The following is a 24,294-nucleotide window of genomic DNA, read 5'->3' on the forward strand; positions in this document are numbered from 1 at the left end:
TCGGACGGCAATTTTAAAATTAACGGTCAGTGATCGGCTTTATGATCGGCTTTAATAGAAAAATATGAATTATACACTTCATTGTAGAATTGTTCTTTTATTCCTGCTTTTTTCATCAGGAATCTCTGCGCAGTCATCTTTACAAAAAAAGGAGATTCTGCAGGAACTTAACAGCGTGGTCCCCGGTAAAGGCAGGGTCATGGTGTATGAAGATGAAAGCATCAGCCAGGTACTGGGACGTCCTATGGCACCCCCCAGAACGGTATATACAAACGCTGAGGGTACCGTCCAGTATTACAAGATGCGGGGATTCAAGATACAGGCCTTCTCTGGTAATAATCAGCGCACCTCAAAGGATGAGGCCAGCCACAAGCAGAGTCTGATAAATAGCTCATTTCCGGAGCATGAGACGGTGGTACTATTCGATTCTCCCTTTTGGCGACTCCGTGTGGGAAACTTTCAAACACGGGAAGAGGCGCAGGCGGTAATGACGGAACTTAGGAGAACATTTCCTTCTTTTGGCAAGGAGATGTATATTGTGGTAGATGAGGTGAAAATTCCGGTTAATTGAACCATTGATGTACTCAGAAGAATTGGAACAAAATAAGTCGGTCATTGCGGGTCATATGAGCGATATCCTCACACTGCTGGGTGAAGATGTGCACCGTGAGGGACTTTTGAAGACACCCGACCGCGTAGCAAAGGCAATGCAACATCTTACAAGAGGTTACTGGCAGGATCCCGAAGAGATTCTCCGGGCGGCGCTCTTCAAAGAAAATTACCGTCAGATGGTGATTGTGAAAGACATTGATCTTTTCTCACTCTGCGAACATCATATGTTGCCGTTTTTCGGAAAGGCGCATGTGGCTTATATCCCCGATGGATATATCACCGGACTGAGCAAGATTGCACGTGTAGTGGATGTGTTTGCCCACAGGCTGCAGGTCCAGGAGCGACTCACAACACAAATTAAAGATTGTATTCAGAAGACACTGAATCCCATGGGGGTGATGGTGGTGATTGAAGCGCAGCACATGTGTATGCAGATGCGCGGCGTGGAAAAACAAAATTCCATCACCACGACCTCGGACTTCACGGGTGTTTTTCGTGAACAGAAAACCCGTGAAGAGTTTATCAATCTGATTAAATAAACGGAGGGAGTATCTTTATCCTTTTTTGGAGACTCTCTTGCGGTCATTCTCATCGAGCAGTATCTTCCTGATACGCATGAACTTTGGGGTCACCTCCACATATTCATCTTCTTTGATATATTCCAGTGCCTCTTCCAGACTGAATATTACTGGAGGAGCCAGCTGTGCCTTGTCGTCCGTACCCGATGCACGGACGTTGGTAAGTTTCTTCGATTTGGTGACATTCACCACCAGGTCGCCCTCCTTGGTGTGTTCTCCCACCACCTGGCCGGCATATACGTCGGTTTGCGGCTCAATGAAAAAACGGCCCCGATCCTGAAGTTTATCCAGCGCATAGGCGTAGGCATTGCCTGATTCACCCGCGATGATGGAGCCGTTAAGTCTTTTTTCGATGGTTCCCTTCCAGGGTTGAAATTCCAGGAAGCGATGTGCCATAATGGCTTCTCCGGCAGAGAGAGTGAGTACGATGTTGTTCAGGCCTATGATGCCTCGAGAGGGAATGTTAAATTCCATATGCATACGATCCCCCTTATTTTCCATGGAGAGCAGTTCTCCTCTCCTGCGGGTGATGACATCGATAATCTTGCTGGCCGACTCTTCGGGAAGGTTCACTGTGAGCTGCTCCACCGGCTCATGCTTTTCTCCACCTATCTCTTTGATGATTACCTGCGGCTGGCCTACCTGCAACTCATACCCCTCGCGGCGCATGGTCTCTATCAGCACCGAGAGATGCAGTACGCCGCGTCCGTACACGATCCAGGAGTCGGAACTGTCGGTTTCTTCCACACGCAATGCCAGATTTTTATCGAGTTCGCGCATCAGTCGCTCATAGATATGCCTTGAAGTAATATATTTACCGTCCTGTCCGTAGAAAGGTGAGTTGTTGATTGTAAACAACATCGACATGGTAGGTTCGTCGATGGCAATGGGATCGAGCGGCTCCGGCTTCTCCAGGTCGGTGATGCTGTCGCCAATCTCAAATCCTTCGATGCCGATCAGTGCGCAGATGTCGCCGGAGGTCACTTCGTCGGCTTTCAACCTGCCCAGTCCCTCAAAGACGTTTACCTCCTTGATGCGTATCTTTTTGACGCTACCGTCGCGTTTGCAAAGTGCATAATCCTTGCTGATGCCGATGGCCCCGCGATGTACGCGACCTACTGCAATGCGTCCCACGTAGTTTGAATAGTCGAGGGAGGTGATCAGCATCTGGGGAGTACCTTCCAGTATTTTTGGCGCAGGGATATATTGAATGATGGCATCAAGGAGCGGAATGATATTGTCGGAGGGTTTTTTCCAGTCGTCCGACATCCAACCCTGCTTGGCCGAGCCATAGACAGTAGGAAAGTCGAGCTGCTCTTCGGTGGCATTGAGACTGAACATCAGGTCGAAGACTTCTTCCTGTACCTCTTCGGGGCGACAGTTTGGCTTGTCCACTTTATTGATTACCAGGATGGGCTTCAGGCCTATCTCCAGTGCTTTCTGGAGTACAAAGCGAGTTTGTGGCATGGGACCCTCGAACGCGTCGACCACCAACAAACATCCGTCGGCCATGTTGAGCACCCTTTCCACCTCACCGCCAAAATCGGCGTGTCCCGGTGTGTCAATAATGTTTATCTTTGTGTCGTTGTAGCGTATGGAGACATTCTTTGAAAGGATGGTGATACCGCGTTCCCTTTCCAGATCGTTGTTGTCGAGAATGAGGTCTTCGGTCTGTTTGTTGTCACGGAAAAGGTGGCCAGCCATCAACATTTTATCCACCAGCGTGGTCTTACCATGATCCACGTGGGCGATGATGGCAATATTTCGTATATTTTGCATGAAAACAATCTTTTTAGGCCGCAAAGGTACGGTTTTTCAATGACAATATGGGTGTTTTTCTCGCGACATCTGAAATATTGATGTTATATTTGTGAAAAATACGCAGATTGCCTGTTCTTGTCCTTTTGTTGATAAACAGCGCAACTTTCGGATTTTTCGGGAATGATATTTTCCGGATTTTTGCGATAAAAAAAGAAGCAGTGAACAATCAGCACCCACATAATTATTACCGGATTGCCGAAGCAATTGAATACATCAGCACTCACTTCAGAAGTCAACCCGGTCTCGACGAGGTGGCCGCACATGTACATCTTAGTCCTTTTCATTTTCAACGTTTGTTTAGTGATTGGGCAGGGACCACTCCAAAGAAGTTTCTGCAGTATATCAGTATCGGGTATGCCAAACAACTGCTGAAAGAACAACAGGCCACTCTTTTTGATGCCGCATTTGAAACCGGGCTTTCTGGTACGGGACGACTACATGATCTCTTTATTCATATAGAGGGGATGACTCCGGCCGAATACAAAAACGGAGGCAGGAATCTTATGATAAACTACAGCTTTGCCGACAGTCCCTTTGGAAGTTTAATTGTGGCTTCCACGCCGAAAGGTATCTGCTATTTGGCTTTTGTTGATGACGAAAAAGAAGCAGTCGCCCATTTACAAAAACAGTTTCCCCATGCCCTTTTTCAGCGTAGAGAGGATTTGCTGCAGCAAAATGCCCTCTCCATCTTTCAAAAAGGCCGGGGCAGCTTGCCTGAAATAAAACTACATTTGAAAGGTACTCCTTTTCAGCTAAAAGTATGGGAAGCTCTTTTGAAGATACCCCTGGGAAAACTTTCGACTTACGGACGTGTTGCCGCGCAGATAAATAATGCCGGTGCTTCCCGGGCCGTAGGTACCGCCATCGGTAGCAATCCTGTTTCCTTTCTTATTCCTTGTCACCGCGTGATTCAATCTTCGGGAGCCTTCGGCGGCTATATGTGGGGGAGTACACGTAAGACCGCCATGATAGGTTGGGAAATAGCCAAAACATACAAAAGCGAAATGTAGCCATATTAATTTTGATTTGCACAAAACAATGATTTTTGTACCTTTGTAAACTTAACGCAACAATACTTTTCAGATTATTATTTAATGAACTTACGCAGATTTTTCAGTGTGTCGGTCCTTTGTGCTATTTTGGGAATCCTGACCGGTACAACATCATCCATCATGGCGCAGGATGCGCCGGTTTCGAGTAGCGACAAAGTGATTACAGATCCTGACATCATTCCCATGTACACCGGCGGCACAGCTGAGATGCACCGGTTTATTGCAAACACGCTGAGTTACCCGGCCGATGCTGTAGCCCGTGATGCACAGGGACTTGTAGTATATACGTTTGTTGTGGAGAAAGATGGCACTCTCTCAGGTTTTAACATAATACACCGTGCTGATTCACTTCTGAACAAGGAGGCATTGCGTATTCTTCAAAATATGCCTCCCTGGCGCCCTGCACGGCATAAAGGAGAGATTGTGCGTGCCGAGACATATGTGCCAATGTATTTCAAGCTAAATAAAAATGCACGGATGGTTTCGAAAACAACTGGTAATCCATCCAGCTCAGCCACTGCGAAAGCGTATGCCAAAACCGATACGGATATTATTGAAAGCAGTGATATTTATACCATTGTGGATAAGATGCCACAATATGAGACAGGTGATCAGGGATTGGGTAAATTCATCTCACACAACATCCGGTATCCGCGTGAAGCACTCCGGGATGGGATTGAGGGACGTATACTCTGTTCGTTTATTGTCTCGGCAAATGGTTCGATTTCCAATATTGAAGTGGTGGAAGGTTTAAATCCATTGCTGAATGATGAGGCAATACGGGTGCTCGGACTTATGCCGAAGTGGATGCCCGGTGAGAATGGAGGGGAGAAGGTGAACGTAAAATGTTTGTTGCCAATAGATTTCAAGATTGATGAGGATCCCATTCCGGCTCTATAACGCAGTGGTTAACGGTCAGCTTTCAGCTTTGGTAGCAGAGGCTGGTTCCGGACAACGGTTTTAGTTCAGTGTGAGTGTTATTTCACGCAGGCCGTCGTAGGTCTGAATAAAAAGCCTGAAAGAAATAGGAGGATTTTTTTCGGTACGCAGGCTGCGAAGCAGGAAGGAGGCATACATTTTCTGCGGATAGCCGGGAGGATCCTGTTCCTTGGAGTGGCTAAAATAGAGATCGACGGTGGGTGATGAAGCATTGCGAAGCAGCGCCACCTTATGCGGTTTGCTGTGGTATTCCGTTTCGATAATCATATTGAGATAATCGCCTCCCACCCAGATACTCTGGATCTTCACGGGGTCTTTCTCCAATTTTTCCGGAAAACCCTGAGATTGTACTTCACCGGTCAGGATGTTGCCGGCAGAATGAATTCTCACGGTATCACCCTCCAGAAATGCATAATTCAGAATCACACGTTGTCCTTCCTGCCCCGAATAATTTGTTTCCAGGGGTATAAGTATACGTCCGTTATCCAATTGAAACCGGTAGCTGCTGCCGTTCTTTTTTACAGTAGCAAAATCAACAAAGTAATCATCCAGCCGTTGTGGTTCCTCTTCACAACCGGCAACCGGCAGCAAAAGTAAAATGATCCAGAACAGAAGGAAATCTTTCATTTAATAAAGGTTTCAGTAAGTACGCAGGTTATTTTTGACGGTGTTGCCATACATCTCTATCAATTTCTCCCGGAGATAAGTTTCATCTTTGGCGGGAATCTCAATTTTGCTGATCTGTTGTTGCAGATATTCATCGAACCTCTGCTCATCGTCTGCAGTATATTCTGCTGCAAATCTCTTCGAGTGGCTCATCCGGTCGTAAGCCACATAATTAAAGGGAAAGAATGAATAATTGCTGTATATTTCCCTGTCAATGATACAAGCCACCTTTTCCAGCAGTTCATTGCGGGGGATATCTACCAGGAGGCTGTTTATCAGCGTATTGATGCATTTTCCAAACCGGAAGCGCACACGCCCCTTGAAGCCCATGATGCCGGTAAGCATATTTTCGATATCATCGGTCTGGCTTTTTTTGTGAGCAGGATTGTCACGTTTAAGTTGAAATTCCTTGGCCTTGAGAAAGTCACAGGGGTCCAGTTCATAGGAAATAGATACGGGGATGATGTGCAGCTGTTTCAGTACATCTAGCTGATGCACAGTATCATGAAGAGTAAGCATCTTCAGCAGACTCACCTGTGTCTTGTCATCCGAATCTTTTGCCCTTCCTTCCCGTTGTGCTATCCAGACCGATTGTTTTCGCTCACATACCGTATGATGGATGTAGTGGGAGAGATGTGTGGAAACCTCCAGCATCTGCCGGACCGAAACGCCTCTTTTTACAATAAAGCTCTTGTTCAACTTCACCAGCTTTTCAATCCAGGGATAAATTAACAGGTTGTCGCCAATAGCAATCTCGGTGGTTGGCTTTTCCTTGTCGAACATCAGCATGTTCAGAAAGGCGGCGTCCAGAACAATGTCACGGTGGTTTGATATGAAAAGATGATTGTTCTGTTTCCCGATGTGCTCCCAGCCGTAACCGTTCATTTCAGTGGTAGTACGATCTATCAGTTTGTGCATAACCGGATAGATGATGTTTCGCTGGAAATCATACTTTGTGTGGCAGCTGCGCATGGCGGCCGAGAATTGTTCCCAGGTGAAGGGTTTGATAAACGGCTCCACTGCACGCCGGAAATAAAGATCGCTGAGAAGTGAGGCAATGGTTTCCGCTACTTCACTGTCGTGCAGTGGCCGGATATCATCGAAAAGGTGGTTTGTTTCCATCATCAAATGGTTTATTGTAAAGTAATATCTGCGTTTCTGGCCTTGTGATATTCTGTTTCAATGATTTCTGTGAGAATCTCCGTCATCGTCAGTCCCGCTGCTGCTACCTGTTGCGGGATGAAGCTGGTGGTGGTCATCCCGGGAGTGGTATTTACTTCCAGCAAAACAGGTTTGTTGTCCGCAATAATATAGTCGGCCCTGATAATTCCTTTTGCACCGATCAGCCGATATATTTTTTCGGTCTCCTGCTGAATGGTCTGTGTAAGTTCACTGGATATCCTTGCGGGCGTGATCTCATTTACCTGACCATTGTATTTTGCATTGAAATCGAAAAACTCATTGGTGGTCACTACCTCAGTCAGTGGCAGCGCAGTAAATCCTTTGTCGGTTTCAAAGCAGCCGCAGGTCACTTCTGTCCCTGAAATGAAGCTTTCGATAATTACTTCCGGTGCTTCCTGAAAGGCATCTTCGACAGCTTTCTCCAGTTGAGTTGCTTCTTTTACTTTGGTGGTAGCAAAACTAGACCCTCCCACATTGGGCTTCACGAAGAGCGGCAACCCCAGGCGGGAAATAATTTCACCGGGGAGTAGCGGATCGTTTTTTCTCAGAATCACCGAATTAGCCACCCTGATGCCAAAGTTTTTGAGGAAGTGATTGCAGGTAAACTTGTTGAAGGTGAGTGCAGATGCCAGTACCCCGCAATTGGAATAAGGAATGGACAACATGTCGAAATAGCCCTGCAGCGTGCCGTCTTCGCCCGGTGTACCATGTATGGTGATATAGGCAAAGTGTAACCGGACTGTTTGTCCTTTTGCAATAAAACTGAAATCATTTTTGTTGACAGGAATGTATTCACCGTGATACTCAGCCTCCCACGAAGTATGGTCTATCTTTACCTTGAAGACGTTATATTTTACCTTGTCTAGGAAGGAATAGATGCCTGCGGCACTTTTTTCGGAAATCACTTTTTCAGATGAATATCCGCCCCACACGATGGCGATATTTTTTTTCATGTGATTATTTTATATGTTGATTTTTCACTCCATTTGTTCTCTCGATGCCGTGTATACACGCCATCGTTCAATTACCGCCTGCATGTCGCCGGGTATGTCACTGTCGAAATAAAGCACCTCTCCGGTTACCGGATGTACAAATCCCAGGGTACGGGCATGCAGACACTGACGCGGACAGAGGGCAAAGCAATTATAAATAAATTGTTTGTACTTCGCGAAATGGGTTCCACGCAGTATCTCGTTGCCTCCGTAACGTTCGTCGTTGAACAGCGGATGCCCCAGATACTTCATGTGTACCCTTATCTGATGGGTACGACCAGTCTCGAGACGGCATTGTACCAGGGTGACATAACCAAAACGCTCCAGTACGGTGTAGTGGGTGACAGCTGCCTTGCCCTGGTCGCCGTCGGGAAAGACACGCATAACCATGCGATCCCGGGGATCACGTCCGATATTACCTTCGATGGTACCGCTGTCTTCCGCTACATTTCCCCAAACCAGAGCCACGTAGAGCCGGCTGGTTTCTTTCCGGAAAAATTGGGCTGAAAGGTTGGTCTTGGCTTCGGGTGTCTTGGCCACCAGCAACAGGCCTGAAGTGTCTTTATCTATTCTGTGTACCAGTCCCAACCTTGGGTCGTCTAGGTCCCTGACAGGATCCCGTTTCAGGTGGAAGGCTATCGCATTGACCAGCGTACCGGTATAATTTCCATGCCCGGGATGAACCACCATGCCCGGCGGTTTGTTGATTACCATCAGTGCGTCGTCTTCATACACAATATCCAAAGGTATGTTTTCGGGAAGTATCTCCAGTTCATGCCGGGGCCTGTCCATCACGATGGAGATTACGTCAAGCGGTTTTACCCGGTAATTCGATTTCACCGGGACTCCGTTCACCAGGATACAGTCTGCTTCGGCTGCCTGCTGAATCCTGTTCCGTGAGATTCCTTCGATCCGTACGGATATAAATTTATCGATACGCAGCAGATTTTGTCCTTTATCGGCTACAAATCGGAAATGTTCATATTTTTGATCCTTTTCCGGCCTATTATCCGTAAGATCATCCTCCTCTTCCGGAAAAAAATCAAATTCATCCAAATCGTTTTTCGTCACAGTGCTTCCTATTAGAAAAATGAGTCATCTATTGCTTTTTCCTGAGGAATGAGGGTATTCGCAGCGGGCGTTCCCGGAGCAACGATATATTCGTCGTTCACATTCAACGAGTCGGCCAGCACACCGCTGGTGACGACCAGCGTCAGAGGTGAGCCTGCAGGTACTTTCTCGTCGGGTAACAATGTCTTGCCCCTGTATTTCACAGCCACCACCAGACCCGCGTATTCAGCAGGAATCTCTTCCGTGGACAGCTGTGTGAATCCCAGAGAGTTGAGCAGTGCCGATGCCTGACGGGTTGAATAATCTACAAGTCCCGGTACAGATACCTGTTGCGGAGTTTGTGAATAAATGGTGATATAAATGGAGCGGCCTTCCTTTACTTTGTTGCCGGCTTTGGGGGTCTGATCAAGAATGGCACCGGGTACGGCGTCGCGCCTGTAGATGGAATCCACCACCTCGGCCTTTAGCCCCCGGGCATGCAGGATGGTACTGGCTTCATTCAACTGGAGTCCCTCGAGCACGGGTACCACCACGTTCTGCCCATGCCTGGTGTAGACACCCAGAAGGAGCAATGCCAACAGAATGAGCAGCAGGCCGCAGCAAATGATTATAAGCAGATTTTTTACAATTTTGTTTTCAAATATCGCTTTTCCTGTTTTTGTTTTATTAGTCATAACCGCGATGTTAAAATGCAAATGGGTAATGTTGGTACAAAAGTACAAAAAAAATAAGAGCGGGGATAGGGAACGTGAAAAGAGATAGGGTGAAGTTATATTGAAAGGAAAAACACAAAACAGAAAAACAGGAATGAGGTATCCCGCATTCCTGTTTCCGTATGTCGTCCGGTCAGAGCCGGATAGATTCTGAAGGCACTTCCTCCGGTCTTGTAAAAGAAGAGGTGAACCTGAAAAATCCCCGATTAATATTCGTCGGAGACAGTCAGTCTGGCCCTACCTTTTGCACGACGAGAGGCAAGCACTTTCCTTCCGTTCTTGGTAGCCATTCTCGTGCGGAATCCGTGTTTGTTTTTTCTCTTTCTGTTAGAGGGTTGAAATGTACGTTTCATATGATTATTCTATTTATTGCTTTCTACATTATTTACGGGCTGCAAAATTAGGTAAAAAAAATGAAAGAACAAATTTTAAACCGGATAAATTAAAATGGAAGGGAGGGTTCTCTCCATTTTATTGCCCGGATATCGTTTTTCGGAAAAAAAAGAAAATTTGAAAGAAATGTTTTGCAGTTACAGAAAAACGTCCTATATTTGCACCCGCAATTTGGATATCAGTCCGGTCAGCACAAGGTTCACGCCTGCAAAAGGCCCATTCGTCTATCGGTTAGGACGCAAGATTTTCATTCTTGAAAGAGGGGTTCGATTCCCCTATGGGCTACAATAGTATAAAGAATAAATTTACGCGTCAATCAAATGGCAAATCACAAATCATCAGAAAAGAGAATCAGACAAACGAAAGTGCGTCGGTTGACCAACAGGTATGCTTCCCGTTCAACGAGGAGTCAGGTTCGTAAATTGCGCACCATTACATCGAAGGAAGAGGCACAGAAGATGTATCCGGAGGTTTGTTCCATGTTGGATAAATTGGCGAAAAAGAAGGTAATACACCAGAATAAAGCCAATAATCTGAAGTCGAAATTAGCCGCACATGTGAACAGTCTGAACTGATTTTCTGTTCGCTGTGTTTTACAGGGAGCCGGTCATCTTATTTTGCCCGGCTTTTTTGTTTTTTGAATCGCGTGAAGTGCTTCTCTGGCTGACCTTCAGGTGATTGTTGTGTAAAGCGGGACAGCCCGCTTTTTTGTTTTTATATCTTCCGTTGAGGGCCTCCTAAAAAAAGCAAAAAGATTGGAAAAAAGGGGGATTTTTCGTACATTTGTCTGTTTCTACTACAACCGGAGGTCCGGATGTAAATCGTTAATTCATAGGGATATTTTAACAAAATAAATCAGCATGTCAGAAGAAGAAAAAAGATCGGCAAGCGGAGATTATTCCGCTCAGAACATCCAGGTGCTTGAAGGGCTTGAAGCAGTGCGCAAGCGTCCCGCCATGTATATCGGCGACGTAAGCGAAAAGGGACTTCATCATTTGGTCTATGAAGTGGTGGATAACTCCATCGACGAAGCGCTTGCCGGATACTGTACCGAAATAAATGTCATCATCAACGAAGATAATTCCATCACAGTAAAAGATGACGGACGGGGAATTCCGGTTGATTACCACGAAAAAGAAAAAAAATCGGCTCTCGAGGTGGTACTCACCGTGTTACATGCAGGTGGTAAATTTGACAAAGGCACCTATAAGGTGTCGGGAGGACTTCATGGTGTGGGTGTCTCCTGCGTGAATGCATTGTCGATTTACCTGAAAGCGGAAATTCATAGAAAAGGAAAGATATACGTACAGGAATATTCACAGGGGAAACCCTATTCCGATGTAAATGTAGTAGGTGAAACGAAGGCGACCGGAACCATCATCACCTTCAAGCCGGATGATACCATATTTAATGTCCTTGAATACCGGTACGACATCCTGGCTACACGCCTGCGTGAGCTGGCTTATCTGAATGCGGGCCTGACGCTGACGCTGACCGATAAAAGAACGCCACGCGAAGACGGCTCGTTCAAAACAGAGCGTTTCTACTCCGAAACGGGCCTGGAAGAGTTCGTGATCTATATCGACAAGAACAAGGATTCACTGATTCAGACACCCATACATATTGTGACGGAGAAAAACGGAATTCCCATTGAGATAGCGATGACTTACAACGATACCTACAATGAGAATATATTTTCTTACGTGAACAATATCAATACCATTGAGGGTGGAACGCACCTGACCGGTTTCCGGAGGGGACTGTCGCGCACGCTCAAGAAGTATGCCGAAGACTCCAAAATGCTGGAGAAGGTGAAGGTGGAAATTAGCGGTGACGATTTCCGTGAAGGACTAACCGCTGTTCTCTCGGTGAAAGTAGCAGAACCTCAGTTTGAGGGACAAACCAAAACCAAATTGGGTAACAGTGAAGTAATCGGTGCTGTGGATCAGGCCATCGGTGAAGCGCTGAAGTATTACCTGGAGGAGCATCCCAAGGAGGCCAGGGTGATTGTGGAAAAGGTGATCCTCGCAGCTACAGCCCGTCAGGCTGCCCGCAAGGCACGTGAGATGGTACAGCGCAAATCGCCTTTGTCGGGTGCCGGCTTGCCGGGCAAACTGGCCGATTGTTCAAGCAAGGACCCTCAGCTGAGCGAGATCTTCCTGGTGGAGGGCGACTCAGCCGGTGGTACAGCCAAGCAGGGACGTAACCGGATGTTTCAGGCCATCCTGCCATTGCGCGGGAAAATTCTGAATGTGGAGAAAGCAATGCCGCACAAGGTGCTGGAGAGTGAAGAAATAAAGAATATATATACTGCACTGGGTGTGACTATAGGCACGGAAGAAGATTCCAAGGAGCTCAACATCTCGAAGCTCCGGTATCATAAAATCATTCTGATGACCGACGCCGATGTCGACGGTAGCCATATTGATACGTTGATTCTGACATTCTTTTTCCGGTATATGCGTACGCTCATAGAAAACGGCTACGTGTATATTGCCACACCGCCGCTTTACCTTTGCAAGAAAGGCAAAATTGAAGAATACTGCTACAACGACCGTCAGCGTAAAGAATTTATCGACAAGTATGCCGATGGTAACGAGAATGCCATCCATACTCAACGATACAAAGGTCTTGGTGAAATGAATGCCGAACAACTCTGGAGCACTACAATGAATCCGGAAAACCGCTTACTGAAGCAGGTAACGATTGAAAATGCCGCCGATGCAGATATTATCTTCACCATGCTCATGGGTGAGGAAGTGGCACCACGACGGGAATTCATTGAAGAAAACGCAACCTATGCAAACATAGACGCGTAATCAGATTCATTTCATATGTCTTGAAATGTTACGACCCCCTTCTCTGCAATGTAACGATAAAGCTGTCGTTCTTTCTCCTGCTGGAAAGATTGAAAGCTACATGGTGCATGATGCAGCTGCGGTGTTGGAGAGCTGGGGGCTGCATCCGGTAATAGCAGGAAATGCCTTGCTTGAAGCTGGCCGTTTCAGTGGCTCGGTAGAAGCACGGCTTGACGACCTGCAACAGGCTTTTGATGATCCGGCTGTGAAGCTGATTCTTTGTTCCCGAGGCGGATATGGTGTGGTTCACCTGCTCAACAGGCTCAATTTCTCGAAGATCAGAAAGAAACCAAAATGGGTGGTGGGCTACAGCGATATCACAGCTTTGCATGCTGCCATGCAACGACACGGTATTGCTTCCGTGCATGGCCCCATGGCCAGACATTTTTCCGACGAAGGGAGCGAAGACGTTGCGGTTCGCCTGACCAAAAATATGCTGTACGGCCAACCCGTAACCTATGAAATTCCGGTCACCGGCATGGGGAAACTCAACCGTGAAGGTGTGACTACAGGAAGACTTTTCGGAGGTAATCTCTCTGTCTTCTGCAGTTTGCTGGGTACACCCTACCTCAAAATACCACATGGGGGAATTTTGTTTATTGAAGATACCGGCGAAGTGCCTTATCGGGTGGACCGTATGATATGGCAGTTAAAACTTGCCGGCGTGTTTAAAAAAATCGGCGGACTCATCGTCGGACATTTCTCCGACTACGAGGAAGACGATCAGATGTATTTCCCGTTGCGGCAATCCATCTTCGAGGCAGTGAGGCAATATGCCTTCCCGGTCTGTTTCGATTTTCCGGTGGGCCATACAAAGCTCAACCTCCCTTTGCTCATGGGTATGAAAGCATCGCTAAGCGTAAAATCCCATTTTATTAATTTCCAACAATAAACAACGACATTGAATGACAATAAGTACAGAACTTTTATTGCTTGTGGGATCCATTTTGTTTTTCATAAGTATGCTGGTAGGGAAGGCGGGCCACCGTTTTGGTGTACCGGTACTGTTGCTTTTCCTGGTAGTAGGAATGGCTTTTGGTTCGGACGGTTTCGGATTGGTTTTTGAGAATGTACAAATAGCACAGACAATCGGTACCATCTGTCTGACCATCATTCTATTTTCCGGCGGACTGGATACCAGGTTTTCCGAGATTAAACCGATTATCTGGCCGGGAGTCGTGCTCGCTACGCTGGGCGTTTTTATCACTGCCATCCTTACCGGATTCTTTGTCTACTGGTTATCGGGATATATGTTTCCTGCACTGGGAATAGGTCTGCTGACAGCAATGCTGCTTGCTTCCACCTTCTCATCTACCGATTCGGCATCGGTATTCGGTATATTACGATCAAAAGGACTGGTACTCAAAAATAACCTGCGCCCGTTGCTTGAACTTGAGAGCGGGAGTAATGACCCCATGGCATACATGCTGACCATCATGTTCATGGGTATTATACAATCGGGTGCCGACCCAAATATAGGCATGGTGATAGTCAACATTGCGGTGCAACTGGCGGTAGGTACCGGCATGGGGTATTTTCTTGGAAAAGGTTCCGTGATCGTCATTAACCGCATCAGGATGGCCAATACCTCGCTCTATCCTATTCTTTTGCTGATTGTAGGGATATTTATTTTTGCATCTACGTATTTTCTGAAAGGAAATGGCTACCTCGCCGTATACATCGCAGGATTGGTGATTGGTAATTCAAAATTCTCACATAAACGTACCTCCATGAAGTTTATGGATGGTTTTGCCTGGATGAGCCAGATCCTTTTGTTCCTCACGCTGGGGCTGCTGGTCAATCCTGGTGAACTGATCGAGGTACTCATTCCTGCACTTGTTATTTCTCTGTTCCTCATTTTTATTGGTCGCCCGTTGACAGTCTTTCTGACACTATTCCCATTCCGAAAAATCGGTTTTAAGGATAAACTCTACATATCGTGGGTGGGTCTGAGAGGAGCCGTACCTATCATTTTTGCCATTCTCCCGCTGGCCGAAGGTGTACCACACTCAAGATGGATCTTTAATATAGTGTTTGTCATCACCATTGTCTCTCTACTGGTGCAGGGAACCTCACTCCCCATGGTTGCCCGGTGGCTTGGGCTGGCAGAAAAACCAATCAAATATAAGGAGTTTGAGGATTTTGACGTGGAATTTGCTGAAGAGATCAAATCGGCTATGACGGAGATCCATATCTCGGAAGAGACTTTACAATACGGAAAAAACCTGATGGCAATGCCATTGCCCGACAAAACACTGGTGGTGATGATTAAAAGAGGTGAACTCTATTTTGTACCCACGGGACAGACAGAACTGCATGCAGGAGATAAGCTGCTGGTGATTTCCGACGATGAGGAAGCACTTAGAGAGACTTACAACAACATCGGTATTTCGGACTATTCCTATCAGAAGAATAAATGAAGAGCTATCAGCTATAAGTGGCCAGCAGTCAGCAGCTTGAAGCAGTTAAAATAAACTGAAAAAATAAACAATATAAATGAACCGGTTACGTCTTTTCTCGCTTTCAATAGTTTTAATTACCGGACTCTTATATACACTGTCCTGTAATTCCTGTCAGTCCGGTAAGCAAACTGTAGTGGCAGAACCGTACAGCAGGGTTTCACCCGATTTTAATGCCGATAGTGCCTATGCTTTTATACAGACGCAGGTTGATTTTGGAGCCCGGGTACCGGGTACAGCGGCGCACAAGGCTTGTGGAGACTATTTGTCATCAAAGCTAAAATCATACGGTGCCGCGGTGGTGGAGCAACATGCTGAAATTACCCATTACGACGGAAAGAATCTGCCGATAAGAAACATCATTGGGAGCTGGCTTCCTGAAAAGGAAAAACGGATATTGCTCTTTGCCCATTGGGATTCCCGCCCCTTTGCAGATGAGGAGACAGATGTCCGGAGACAGCAGCAGCCCATTGCAGGTGCCGACGACGGCGGCAGTGGAACCGCGGTATTGATGGAAATTGCCAGACAACTGCATCAACGACCCGCGGAGGTGGGTATCGACATCATCTTTTTCGATCTGGAGGACTGGGGACAGCCCTCGTTCGGCGAAACCATGGTGGAGGGCGACTGGTGGTGCCTTGGTTCAAGGTACTGGTCGGAACAACCCCATGTGGAGAATTACAGGGCAGCATACGGCATCCTGCTTGATATGGTGGGAGGTAGCAATGCTACTTTTCTCAAAGAGGGATATTCCATGCAATATGCACCGGGTGTGGTGGAAAAGATTTGGAGTATGGCCACCAGAATGGGATATGGCAATTATTTCCTGTCCAGAGGAGGAGGGTATATTACCGATGATCATGTGCCGATTAATATAAAACAACGTGCTCCCAGTGTCGATATCATCAATCTGAAGAGTGATACGGACACGGGATTTGCTTCCTATTGGCATACCCTCAACGATGATATGCGTAACATAGACCGCAACACGTTGAAGGCGGTAGGACAAACGGTACTGGAAGTGATCTATACGGAAAAATAAATAAAAGCTTTCGAAAGCTTACAATCCATAGATCGAAACGGGAAAGTAACAGGCTACGCAAAGAGATATTCTTTAGTAAAAATATAATGCAGACAATCAACGAAATACAACAGGAGATAATTGATGAATTCAGTATCTATGATGACTGGATGGACAAGTATGCGGTAATTATTGAGCATGGGAATGCTTTGGTGCCGCTCGATGATAAATACAAAACACCCGAGAATATCATTGAGGGGTGTCAAAGCCGTGTCTGGCTGCAAACAGATTACCGCGACGGGCGACTCTGGTTTCAAGCCGAGAGTGATGCAATCATTGTGAAGGGGTTGCTTGCATTGGTACTGCGCATCTTCAACGGACGCACACCCGATGAGATCATCGACACCGACCTTCGCTTTATGAAGGAGATTGGTCTTACTGAACATCTGTCGCCGACCCGTTCCAACGGCTTGCTTTCCGTGATCAAACAGATTCGATTCTATGCCATTGCCTACAAGGCGAAGGTGGAGAAAGCCTGAAGCGTTCTTACAGCCGGTTCAATTCCGGTGGCCGGAGTCATTGTCCTTGCTTTCGGAAATGGTGTTCCCGTTTCGGCTCATCTCTTCCGAACGGCTTCTTGCAGCATCAAGCACTCCCTCGAAATGTTTCCCTATCTTGTGGTTGCGGAAGTATTCAAGCCCCGCCTGTGTGGTGCCTCCCTTGCTGGTAATGTTCCTGATCAGCTCCTCAATACTGTAATCTTTCTGATTTTGTGCGAAATAGAGCGTAGTGCCCTGTGTCAGTTCCAGCAAAAGCTCATCGAGCAGCGGCCCAGGCAGGTTAAACTCCTGCATCTTGTCCTTGAAAATTTGAATAAAGGCCAGGATGAAGGCAGGACCGCTTCCAAAGACCGAGGTGAACAGGTCGAATCCGCTCTCCTCCAGTGCTACTACTTTGCCCAACTTGCCCAACAGTGCGAAGATCTGACTTGCCTTTTCATCGTCGGAACGGTTAGTCGTAAAGGCGGTGACCGATTTGCGGTAAGCCATTGCCAGGTTTGGCATGATACGTACTATTAGCTGATCTTTTCCCAGATACCGTTCTATATACGCTATACTTTTTCCGGCAACCGGTGAAACAATCGTCTTTCCCTCCAGGTTACATTCCTTCAATTGTTCGAGAATACCGCTCAGATCCTGCGGTTTTATTCCTAGCCAAATCACATCGGCAAAGGAGACAAGATCATTCATCTGCTCACAGAATAATATGTCTGTCTCCTTACGGGCTTTGTCGAAATAAGCAAATGTCATACCTTTCTCTTCCTTTAACCCATGATAAACCGCTCTTGTAAGATTGCCGAATCCGATAAATCCCTGTTTCATTGTCTTTTTTAAATTTTTAACCTTGCTCATTTCAGTGAGACTTCCCTTTCGTAAAAAATAATCTCTGCTATTTGAATTTCGTAAAAGGAATATCTCCCTTCAGCGCATGGATTATATAATTTGTACGCTGTCCGTTCACAATCCACATCTCCACGCCATTGCGCATACAGATCTCGGCAGCATATACCTTCGACGACATGCCACCGGTGCCCAGTGTAGAGTTTTTTTCCTCGATGCAATGTGTGACGGAGTCCAGGTCGGAGACCCTGGTAATAAGCTTGGCATCGGGATGAAGATGCGGGTTCCTATCGAAGATGCCGTCGATATCCGATACCAGCACCAACAGGTCTGCTTCGGTAATCACTGCTACCAGTGCCGACAGTTTATCATTGTCTCCCAACAGGATCTCCTCGATCGAAACGGTATCATTTTCATTTACAATGGGGATGTAATTGGCCTGCCATAACCGGTTGATGGTGTTGCGCGTATTTTCGTTGGCCACCGGATTTTCAAAATCGCGGTAGGTCAGTAATATCTGCGCAATATTTAATCCGAATGTGAAAAAGATGGTGTCGTAGAGTTCAATCAGCTTGGTCTGGCCTATTGCTGCCATGGCCTGTTTGGAGTCCACATTTTTAAGATAGCCGTTGATCTCCACAAACTGGCGTGCTGCGGCAATGGCTCCCGAGGAGACGATGACCACATCATACGTTTTTTTCAACTCCACGATTTGTCGGGCCAGACTTTCAATCACCGCAAAGGATATACGGTTGGTACCGGCCGTCAGCGTAGAGGTACCTATTTTGATGATTAGTTTTTTCTTCATTGATACGATTATCCGGATGTTGTGCTTCTGCTGTTCTGTATGAATAGTATTTTAATGTTTCTTTTGATGTCATTCCCGAATCTGGCCTTCCCCGTAGACAAACCATTTGTTGGTGACAAGCTCCTGCGCTCCCAGGGGACCGCGGAAATGCAGCTTTTGGGTGCTGATGGCAATCTCGCCACCCACACCGAACTGGCCTCCGTCTGTAAAACGTGAAGAGGCGTTGTGGTAGACAGCTGCACAGTCCACCTCCTGCATGAAGTGGTCGGCTTTTGCAACATTGCCGGTGACAATCACCGCGGAGTGGCCTCCCGAATAGCGGTTAATCAGTCCAATTGCCTCATCAGGACCGTCGGTCAGGGTGAGATAGAGCTTTGGTGCCAGGTATTCTTCACACAGGGTGGTGGGGTCGTTCTCCTCCCGGATCGCGTGGCTGAGGGCAGCCATACCATGGTCGCCCCATACATCAATTTCTTTCTCCTTCAATGCTGTTATCAGCTGGTTAACCTTCTCCTCCAGCGCGGGCAGACGCCGGCTAATGACCACCTTGTCAATAGCGTTACAAACACTGATTCGCTGTTTTCCGTTGATTACAAGGCGGATAGCCATCTCAAAATCAGCTTCATCATCAATATAGAGGAAGTTGTTACCCCTGCCACTTACAATCACCGGCACGGAAGCATTCTCCTGTACGAAGTGAATAAGCCCTTCACCCCCGCGGGGAATGATCAGATCTACTTTGTGACTGTTTTCACGGATAAGCTGCCGTGTCTCCTCACGGGAGAGATTGAGGTAGGTCACAAATGCAGGATCAACACCGTTCAAAGTGAGTGCTTCCTGCCAGAGCTGTGTCAGCAACGAATTGGTGTGCAGGGACTCTTTACCACCCTTTAGCAGAATTCGGTTACCTGCCTTGAAGGCAGTTGCCGCTGCTTCGATGGTCACGTCGGGCCGTGATTCATAAATAATGAGAATGGTTCCGAAAGGAACCGTACGATTGACTATTTTTAATCCGTCTTCCCGGACAAACTCATACAATATCCTTCCTTGCGGGTCTTCCTGTAAGGCTACCTCTTCAAGTGAACGTATCATACCTTCAATCTTACGGTCATCCACCTTCAGCCGGTCTCTCATGGAGTCGTCCATATGGGGATAAGCCTGCATATCGGACCGGTTGGCTTTCAGTATTGCCTCTTTCTGCAGCCGAAGCAGCCCAGAGAGGCTTTTCAAAACACTGTTTTTATGTTTGTGATTCATTTTCGATAAAAAGAAATCTTTTAACCCTCAAAGGTAGCAATTTATTCTTTATTTTACCCTTTTTGTTGCAAACTATCCATTAGTTGCAAGAGGCTGTGTCGGATTACGAGAAAGCTGTCTCTTAGTTCCGGCTTCACGGGACGAGAGGGAGGAGCCTCCATCCTGAGTGGATTGATGGGCTGATTGTTTCTGTGTACTCTATAATCGAGGTGGGGACCGGTAGAAAGGCCCGTTGAACCCACAAAGCCGATTATCTCACCCTGCTTGACGCGCGTACCCTTTTGAATATCTTTGGCAAAGCGGCTGAGATGCATATAAGTGGTGGTGTAGGCATTGTTGTGCTTGATCTTTAGGTAGTTGCCTGCGCCGCCCCTTTGGTATGCTTTCTCTATTACCACTCCGTCGCCAACCGTCTTTACAGGCGTGCCGGCAGGAGCAGCATAATCCACGCCATGGTGGGGACGGTAACGTTTCAACACCGGATGTAGTCTTGCATTTGAAAATTTGGAGCTGATACGGAAGAAATCGAGTGGTGCCTTCAGGAATTCTTTTCTCAGGCTGTTTCCATCCGCATCAAAATATTCTCTTGTTGAATCCTGTTGAAACGGTACTGCCATATATTCTTGTCCCTGATGTCTGAAAACAGCTCCGGCTATATCCACGATATCTACAAAGGTGGTATCATCGATCCAGGCTTCATCGTATATTAACCGAAAAGAATCGCCTTCCTTTATATCAAAGAAATCGATCTGCCAGGCATATATATCCGACAGTTTCATAGCCAACATGGGGGAGGCGCCCTCCTCAATGATTGCATTCCACATTGAAGAGGTGATGGTCTTTTCGGTATACCGCCGATGTAGGGTTACCGGCTTTACACCGGCATATGCTTTTGGAGAACCGGAACAAAGGTCGACTACCACGAAGTCGGTTTTTGAACTTTCAAACACGAGGTACCGGACTGTCGAAGCAGTGTCGGGTGTGGTGATTGCCGCATATACGTTTCCTATCTGCAGTTTGTCAGGTGGATATAAAGCAGTAATGGTGCCGGTTATATTTTCGCTCTCCGTTCCGCTGAATCCGAGACGCCACAGGATGGACGCCAGGTTGTCTCCCTTTTGGATAGCATAACGATCTACATTGAGTGAATCGACACAAATTCCGTAGGCAAATAAATTCCCGGTTTCTTCAGAGGAGGCTTCGTCGGAGCGCTTTTCCTGCCGGAGTGAGCAAGAAGTGAAATAAATGAGGAATAACAAACAGCTGACTGCCCCGAATACTTTTTTATATCTAAACATGCGTCAAAGATAACTTTTTGCGAAGATAAGTCCAAGAAACATTCTCAAAAAATAAAAATATTTTTCCTTCAGTAGAACCCTGTCTCCAATGATCTGATCTGTATTCTATGAGAGGGAGAAATTGGTGAAAGCCGGTTTAAAACTCCCATTTTACTCCTGCATAATAGTGGCGGGGCATTCCCGGATAATAATATCTCGGCTCTGATTTACCGAAAGCAACAGCGTTCACGGTGAGCATGGGGGAATAATGGGTGTTGGTCATATTGTTTATACCGGTAAAAAGTTCAAAAGAACCTGCTTTAGCGACTGGCAAGTAATAGGAAGTTCTCAGGCTTGCAAGTGTGTAGTGGTCGTTTTCCGCGCTATTGGCATCATTCATATATTGTTTTCCTATATATTGACACTGTATGTTTAGTCTGAGCCGTGCCGCAGGGTGCCATTGGAGACCGGCTTGTGTGACATGGGAGGGTATTCCGGGTAGTTTGTTTCCATCGTACACCCCACCATCGTCTTCGAAATCTATAAACCGGTTTCGTGACCAGGTATAATTGGCTTGCATATGCAGACTCCCGGGAAAGTTCCGGAATCTGAAAATTTTCTGTTTGACCGTCAGCTCCAGTCCGGAGTGACGTGTCCTGCCTGCATTGATACCTGTAAAGACATCTTCAGTGAGTCTTTTTGTAACCAACAGGTTGTTGAGATTTATCCGATAGATTGTAGCTTCCAGTTGTGTGGCATCATCAAACAGATTCAGTCGTACCCCCGCCTCATATTGCATACCCTGCTCCGGCTGTAACTCCCTGTTTATATCTCCTTCCGGCAGGAGTGTCTCCTCGGGTGAAGGCATGGAGAAGCTGTGTCCCGCCGAAGTATAGAAAGCCACGCTGCGCGAGGGTGCGTAACTGACTCCCAGCCTGGGCGAGAAGATGGCAGGAAAATCACGTTTACCACTCTGGTCTCCATTCTCTGAAAACCGGTCGGTAAGGCGGTAATGCACCTTGTTCACAGCACCTCCCCACGAAATATTCCATGCCGGTGCGGGTCGCCAGTACATCATTTCAAAGAGATTATAATGATTTCGGGTCTCCTCGTTTCTGTTGATCAGTTCGTCTTTCATATCCATCTGCCAGCGGTAAGTATCGTTTATCCACTCGAATCCGATCAGTGCATCCCAGTTTGGGGTGTGATACGTTAATCTGTCGCGGATACCTCCTCCCGAAGTACCATCGTCCAGGTTGTTGAATGGCCGTCGTTCGTAGCTGTCAGTCCATCTTCCGAACAGTGTGATCCTGTTATTCCATTTTTCTGAAAATCTGTTCGTCAGGGTTATCCCTCCAATTGCGCGCTGATATTCCTTGTATCCCTCCACAGCTTTCCAGTTAGCCGCTGCAGCGCGAGGATCGCTTTCATACAAGGTTTTACCGACTGAACTGGGGATTTGGGCAAACAGGTCGATCAACATCAGAGTATATTCCAGTGAATAAGTCTGTTGTTGCCATCTGCCCGAAGTGAGTAAGGCTGTGCGCCTGTAACGGTTATTTTCACGGAAACCATCCGATTGCAGGTGTGAAAGATTTCCCCCGACATCTGAATTTTCTCCGTGATAGTTAACTGTCGTCGTCGCTTTCATCGTTTGAAAACTGCCATGTTGGAGCAAAGCCTCAACTTTATTTTCTCCTGGCCGAGGTGTATAGATATTGATATTACCGCCCAGTCCTGAGCCGTAAAGTGCGGAGGCAGGACCTTTAATTACCTCCATTCGTCCGATACCTGTCAGATCGATATCTTCCGGTGTGGAGATCCCGTCGGATGAGGTAAGGGGTATCTCGTTCAGATATGCTTTGATCCGGTTGGTATTATATGGTGTGCGACTGCCTACGCCACGAATCACAATGCGGCTTGTGGCATAGGTGCCGCTGTGCATGTAGATGCCCGGTATGGCATGGAGTGTGCCGGCAAAACTGTTGCCGTCGGCTGTCACAATCTCCTCTCCCAAGAGTACCGAAATGCTTCCAGGAACCAGGTGCTGACGGGTATTGATCTGGTAGGCATTTACCACTATTTCATTAAGATAAACCGTCGAATCGGTCTTGCCACCTTCCACCTCCTGTGAAGCGCCATTCATTGCAAGGAGGCGGCAGCAAATAAGCAAAATTGTTTTTATTTTTTTCTTTTTTCTCAATTGACAGGGAAAAGGGAAATTTTTATAACTTTGCATTCTTTTTTACACAATTCGATGGATTTACTCTCCATACTCATTATTGCCCTCGGTCTCTCAATGGATTCCTTCGCCGTATGTATCGGAAGAGGAATGTGCAGACAACACTTTTATGCCTGGAGAGCTTTTAAGATTGCCCTTGTATTCGGCCTTTTTCAGGGATTGATGCCACTTGCAGGATATGCACTAAGTATTGGCTTTTCTGAGTGGATACAACAATTTGATCATTGGCTGGCCTTTATCATCCTGGTAGTTCTCGGCATAAAAATGATCTACGAATGTCTTTTACCCGCGAAAGAGGATAGCTGCCCCGATTGCAGTTGCAGGGAAACGGTGTCCATAGATTGGAGAAAAGTAATAACGCTGGCTTTCGCTACGAGCATCGATGCAGCAGCCACCGGACTTATCTTTGCTTCTTATCCGGGGACTATCCTGCAGGCTGCAGGCGTGATTGGCGTGATCTGTTTTCTATTCTCATTTGGCGGTATGTTTCTGGGTTTCCGCCTCGGGAAGAAAATCAATTTTTGCCTGGAAGCCGTGGGCGGAATAATTTTAATTGGCATAGGACTGAAAATTCTCCTCGAACATCTGTTATAAGGAGCGTAAAACCTGCAACAGTACCACCGCCTGATTGTGTGTTGTATCCCTCGCGGAATAAAGCAGGGTTACCTTTTTATGTTCTTTCTCCAAAATGCCGATCTCTCCCAGCTCATTTTTCCTATCTGCCAGCTCTTTCCGGTAGCGTGTCACGAACTCCTCCCATTTTCCGGGTTCATGATGAAACCATTTTCTCAATTCTGTGGATGGTGCTATTTCCTTCATCCAGAGGTCCACACGTGCGTTTTCTTTCGAAAGTCCCCGGGGCCAGAGCCGGTCAATAAGGACGCGATACCCGTCGTCGTCGCTCCACGTATCATAGACTCGTTTTATTGTGATCATGTGAATCAATTTTTACT

The 24,294-nt window shown here is 46.8% G+C and carries 24 protein-coding genes and 1 tRNA gene; 12 read left to right on the forward strand and 13 right to left on the reverse strand.

What is annotated here, in order from left to right:
* Positions 1-64: 64 nt before the first annotated feature.
* Positions 65-571, forward strand: a complete 507-nt coding sequence (locus tag AC1HCU_RS02540; RefSeq protein WP_480368661.1) for an SPOR domain-containing protein — start codon at positions 65-67, stop codon at positions 569-571.
* A gap of 7 nt (positions 572-578) precedes the next feature.
* The gene (gene folE / locus AC1HCU_RS02545) at positions 579-1,151 is read left to right on the forward strand and encodes a GTP cyclohydrolase I FolE (protein WP_480368663.1); all 573 of its coding nucleotides are present in this window, start codon (positions 579-581) and stop codon (positions 1,149-1,151) included.
* Positions 1,152-1,166: 15 nt separating this feature from the next.
* Here the strand turns inward: folE and typA are convergent, their stop codons facing one another.
* A complete protein-coding gene (typA, locus tag AC1HCU_RS02550; protein ID WP_480368666.1) occupies positions 1,167-2,969 on the reverse strand; it encodes a translational GTPase TypA in 1,803 nt (600 codons plus the stop codon).
* A gap of 200 nt (positions 2,970-3,169) precedes the next feature.
* Here typA and AC1HCU_RS02555 point away from each other — a divergent pair, with 200 nt between their 5' ends.
* The gene (locus AC1HCU_RS02555; RefSeq protein ID WP_480368668.1) at positions 3,170-4,021 is read left to right on the forward strand and encodes a methylated-DNA--[protein]-cysteine S-methyltransferase; all 852 of its coding nucleotides are present in this window, start codon (positions 3,170-3,172) and stop codon (positions 4,019-4,021) included.
* 84 nt (positions 4,022-4,105) lie between these two features.
* A complete protein-coding gene (locus AC1HCU_RS02560; protein WP_480368671.1) occupies positions 4,106-4,963 on the forward strand; it encodes an energy transducer TonB in 858 nt (285 codons plus the stop codon).
* 60 nt (positions 4,964-5,023) lie between these two features.
* On the opposite strand, the gene AC1HCU_RS02565 is transcribed toward AC1HCU_RS02560, so the two are convergent.
* The 6 genes from AC1HCU_RS02565 to rpmH form a co-directional block, all read right to left on the reverse strand.
* Positions 5,024-5,629: a NigD1/NigD2 family lipoprotein gene (locus AC1HCU_RS02565; protein ID WP_480368674.1), complete on the reverse strand. Its 606-nt coding sequence runs from the start codon at positions 5,627-5,629 to the stop codon at positions 5,024-5,026.
* A gap of 12 nt (positions 5,630-5,641) precedes the next feature.
* Positions 5,642-6,793, reverse strand: a complete 1,152-nt coding sequence (locus tag AC1HCU_RS02570; protein ID WP_480368676.1) for a 1-acyl-sn-glycerol-3-phosphate acyltransferase — start codon at positions 6,791-6,793, stop codon at positions 5,642-5,644.
* A gap of 8 nt (positions 6,794-6,801) precedes the next feature.
* Positions 6,802-7,803, reverse strand: a complete 1,002-nt coding sequence (locus AC1HCU_RS02575) for a D-alanine--D-alanine ligase (RefSeq protein WP_480368679.1) — start codon at positions 7,801-7,803, stop codon at positions 6,802-6,804.
* 24 nt (positions 7,804-7,827) lie between these two features.
* Positions 7,828-8,898 carry an RluA family pseudouridine synthase gene (locus AC1HCU_RS02580; protein WP_480371027.1) on the reverse strand — a complete coding sequence of 357 codons (1,071 nt, stop codon included), beginning with the start codon at positions 8,896-8,898 and terminating at the stop codon, positions 7,828-7,830.
* A gap of 26 nt (positions 8,899-8,924) precedes the next feature.
* Positions 8,925-9,587: a PASTA domain-containing protein gene (locus AC1HCU_RS02585; RefSeq protein ID WP_321721966.1), complete on the reverse strand. Its 663-nt coding sequence runs from the start codon at positions 9,585-9,587 to the stop codon at positions 8,925-8,927.
* Positions 9,588-9,832: 245 nt separating this feature from the next.
* Positions 9,833-9,979 carry a 50S ribosomal protein L34 gene (rpmH, locus tag AC1HCU_RS02590; RefSeq protein WP_045089351.1) on the reverse strand — a complete coding sequence of 49 codons (147 nt, stop codon included), beginning with the start codon at positions 9,977-9,979 and terminating at the stop codon, positions 9,833-9,835.
* A 253-nt stretch (positions 9,980-10,232) separates the two neighbouring features.
* Here rpmH and AC1HCU_RS02595 point away from each other — a divergent pair.
* The 7 genes from AC1HCU_RS02595 (at position 10,233) to AC1HCU_RS02625 (ending at position 16,896) form a co-directional block, all read left to right on the forward strand.
* Positions 10,233-10,304, forward strand: a tRNA-Glu gene (locus AC1HCU_RS02595).
* 35 nt (positions 10,305-10,339) lie between these two features.
* Positions 10,340-10,594 (forward strand): 30S ribosomal protein S20, encoded by a 255-nt coding sequence (rpsT, locus tag AC1HCU_RS02600; RefSeq protein WP_480368683.1) that lies wholly within the window; start codon positions 10,340-10,342, stop codon positions 10,592-10,594.
* 285 nt (positions 10,595-10,879) lie between these two features.
* Positions 10,880-12,838 carry a DNA topoisomerase (ATP-hydrolyzing) subunit B gene (gene gyrB / locus AC1HCU_RS02605; RefSeq protein WP_480368685.1) on the forward strand — a complete coding sequence of 653 codons (1,959 nt, stop codon included), beginning with the start codon at positions 10,880-10,882 and terminating at the stop codon, positions 12,836-12,838.
* 25 nt (positions 12,839-12,863) lie between these two features.
* Positions 12,864-13,769, forward strand: coding sequence for a S66 peptidase family protein (locus tag AC1HCU_RS02610; protein ID WP_480368688.1), 906 nt, complete (start codon positions 12,864-12,866; stop codon positions 13,767-13,769).
* A 13-nt stretch (positions 13,770-13,782) separates the two neighbouring features.
* Entirely contained in the window at positions 13,783-15,297 is a 1,515-nt protein-coding gene (locus AC1HCU_RS02615; RefSeq protein WP_480368691.1) for a potassium/proton antiporter, read from the forward strand.
* Positions 15,298-15,373: 76 nt separating this feature from the next.
* Complete coding sequence (locus tag AC1HCU_RS02620) at positions 15,374-16,378, forward strand: M28 family peptidase (RefSeq protein WP_480368694.1); 1,005 nt, start codon at positions 15,374-15,376, stop codon at positions 16,376-16,378.
* 86 nt (positions 16,379-16,464) lie between these two features.
* Positions 16,465-16,896, forward strand: coding sequence for a SufE family protein (locus tag AC1HCU_RS02625; RefSeq protein ID WP_480368697.1), 432 nt, complete (start codon positions 16,465-16,467; stop codon positions 16,894-16,896).
* Positions 16,897-16,914: 18 nt separating this feature from the next.
* Here the strand turns inward: AC1HCU_RS02625 and AC1HCU_RS02630 are convergent, their stop codons facing one another.
* The 5 genes from AC1HCU_RS02630 to AC1HCU_RS02650 form a co-directional block, all read right to left on the reverse strand.
* Positions 16,915-17,739, reverse strand: coding sequence for a pyrroline-5-carboxylate reductase family protein (locus AC1HCU_RS02630; RefSeq protein ID WP_480368699.1), 825 nt, complete (start codon positions 17,737-17,739; stop codon positions 16,915-16,917).
* 67 nt (positions 17,740-17,806) lie between these two features.
* Entirely contained in the window at positions 17,807-18,565 is a 759-nt protein-coding gene (gene proB, locus AC1HCU_RS02635) for a glutamate 5-kinase (protein ID WP_480368702.1), read from the reverse strand.
* Between the two features lie 69 nt (positions 18,566-18,634).
* Positions 18,635-19,795, reverse strand: a complete 1,161-nt coding sequence (locus tag AC1HCU_RS02640) for a glutamate-5-semialdehyde dehydrogenase (protein ID WP_480368705.1) — start codon at positions 19,793-19,795, stop codon at positions 18,635-18,637.
* Between the two features lie 80 nt (positions 19,796-19,875).
* Positions 19,876-21,120 (reverse strand): peptidoglycan DD-metalloendopeptidase family protein, encoded by a 1,245-nt coding sequence (locus AC1HCU_RS02645; RefSeq protein WP_480368707.1) that lies wholly within the window; start codon positions 21,118-21,120, stop codon positions 19,876-19,878.
* A 136-nt stretch (positions 21,121-21,256) separates the two neighbouring features.
* Positions 21,257-23,338, reverse strand: a complete 2,082-nt coding sequence (locus tag AC1HCU_RS02650) for a TonB-dependent receptor (protein ID WP_480368710.1) — start codon at positions 23,336-23,338, stop codon at positions 21,257-21,259.
* Between the two features lie 18 nt (positions 23,339-23,356).
* Between AC1HCU_RS02650 and AC1HCU_RS02655 the strand changes: the two genes are divergently transcribed.
* Positions 23,357-23,935, forward strand: a complete 579-nt coding sequence (locus AC1HCU_RS02655; protein WP_480368713.1) for a manganese efflux pump MntP — start codon at positions 23,357-23,359, stop codon at positions 23,933-23,935.
* Here the strand turns inward: AC1HCU_RS02655 and AC1HCU_RS02660 are convergent.
* Positions 23,930-24,277, reverse strand: a complete 348-nt coding sequence (locus tag AC1HCU_RS02660; RefSeq protein WP_480368715.1) for a DUF488 domain-containing protein — start codon at positions 24,275-24,277, stop codon at positions 23,930-23,932. The genes AC1HCU_RS02655 and AC1HCU_RS02660 overlap by 6 nt on opposite strands.
* Positions 24,278-24,294: the final 17 nt, after the last annotated feature.

The organism is Proteiniphilum sp. LBM24028, from assembly GCF_056629195.1.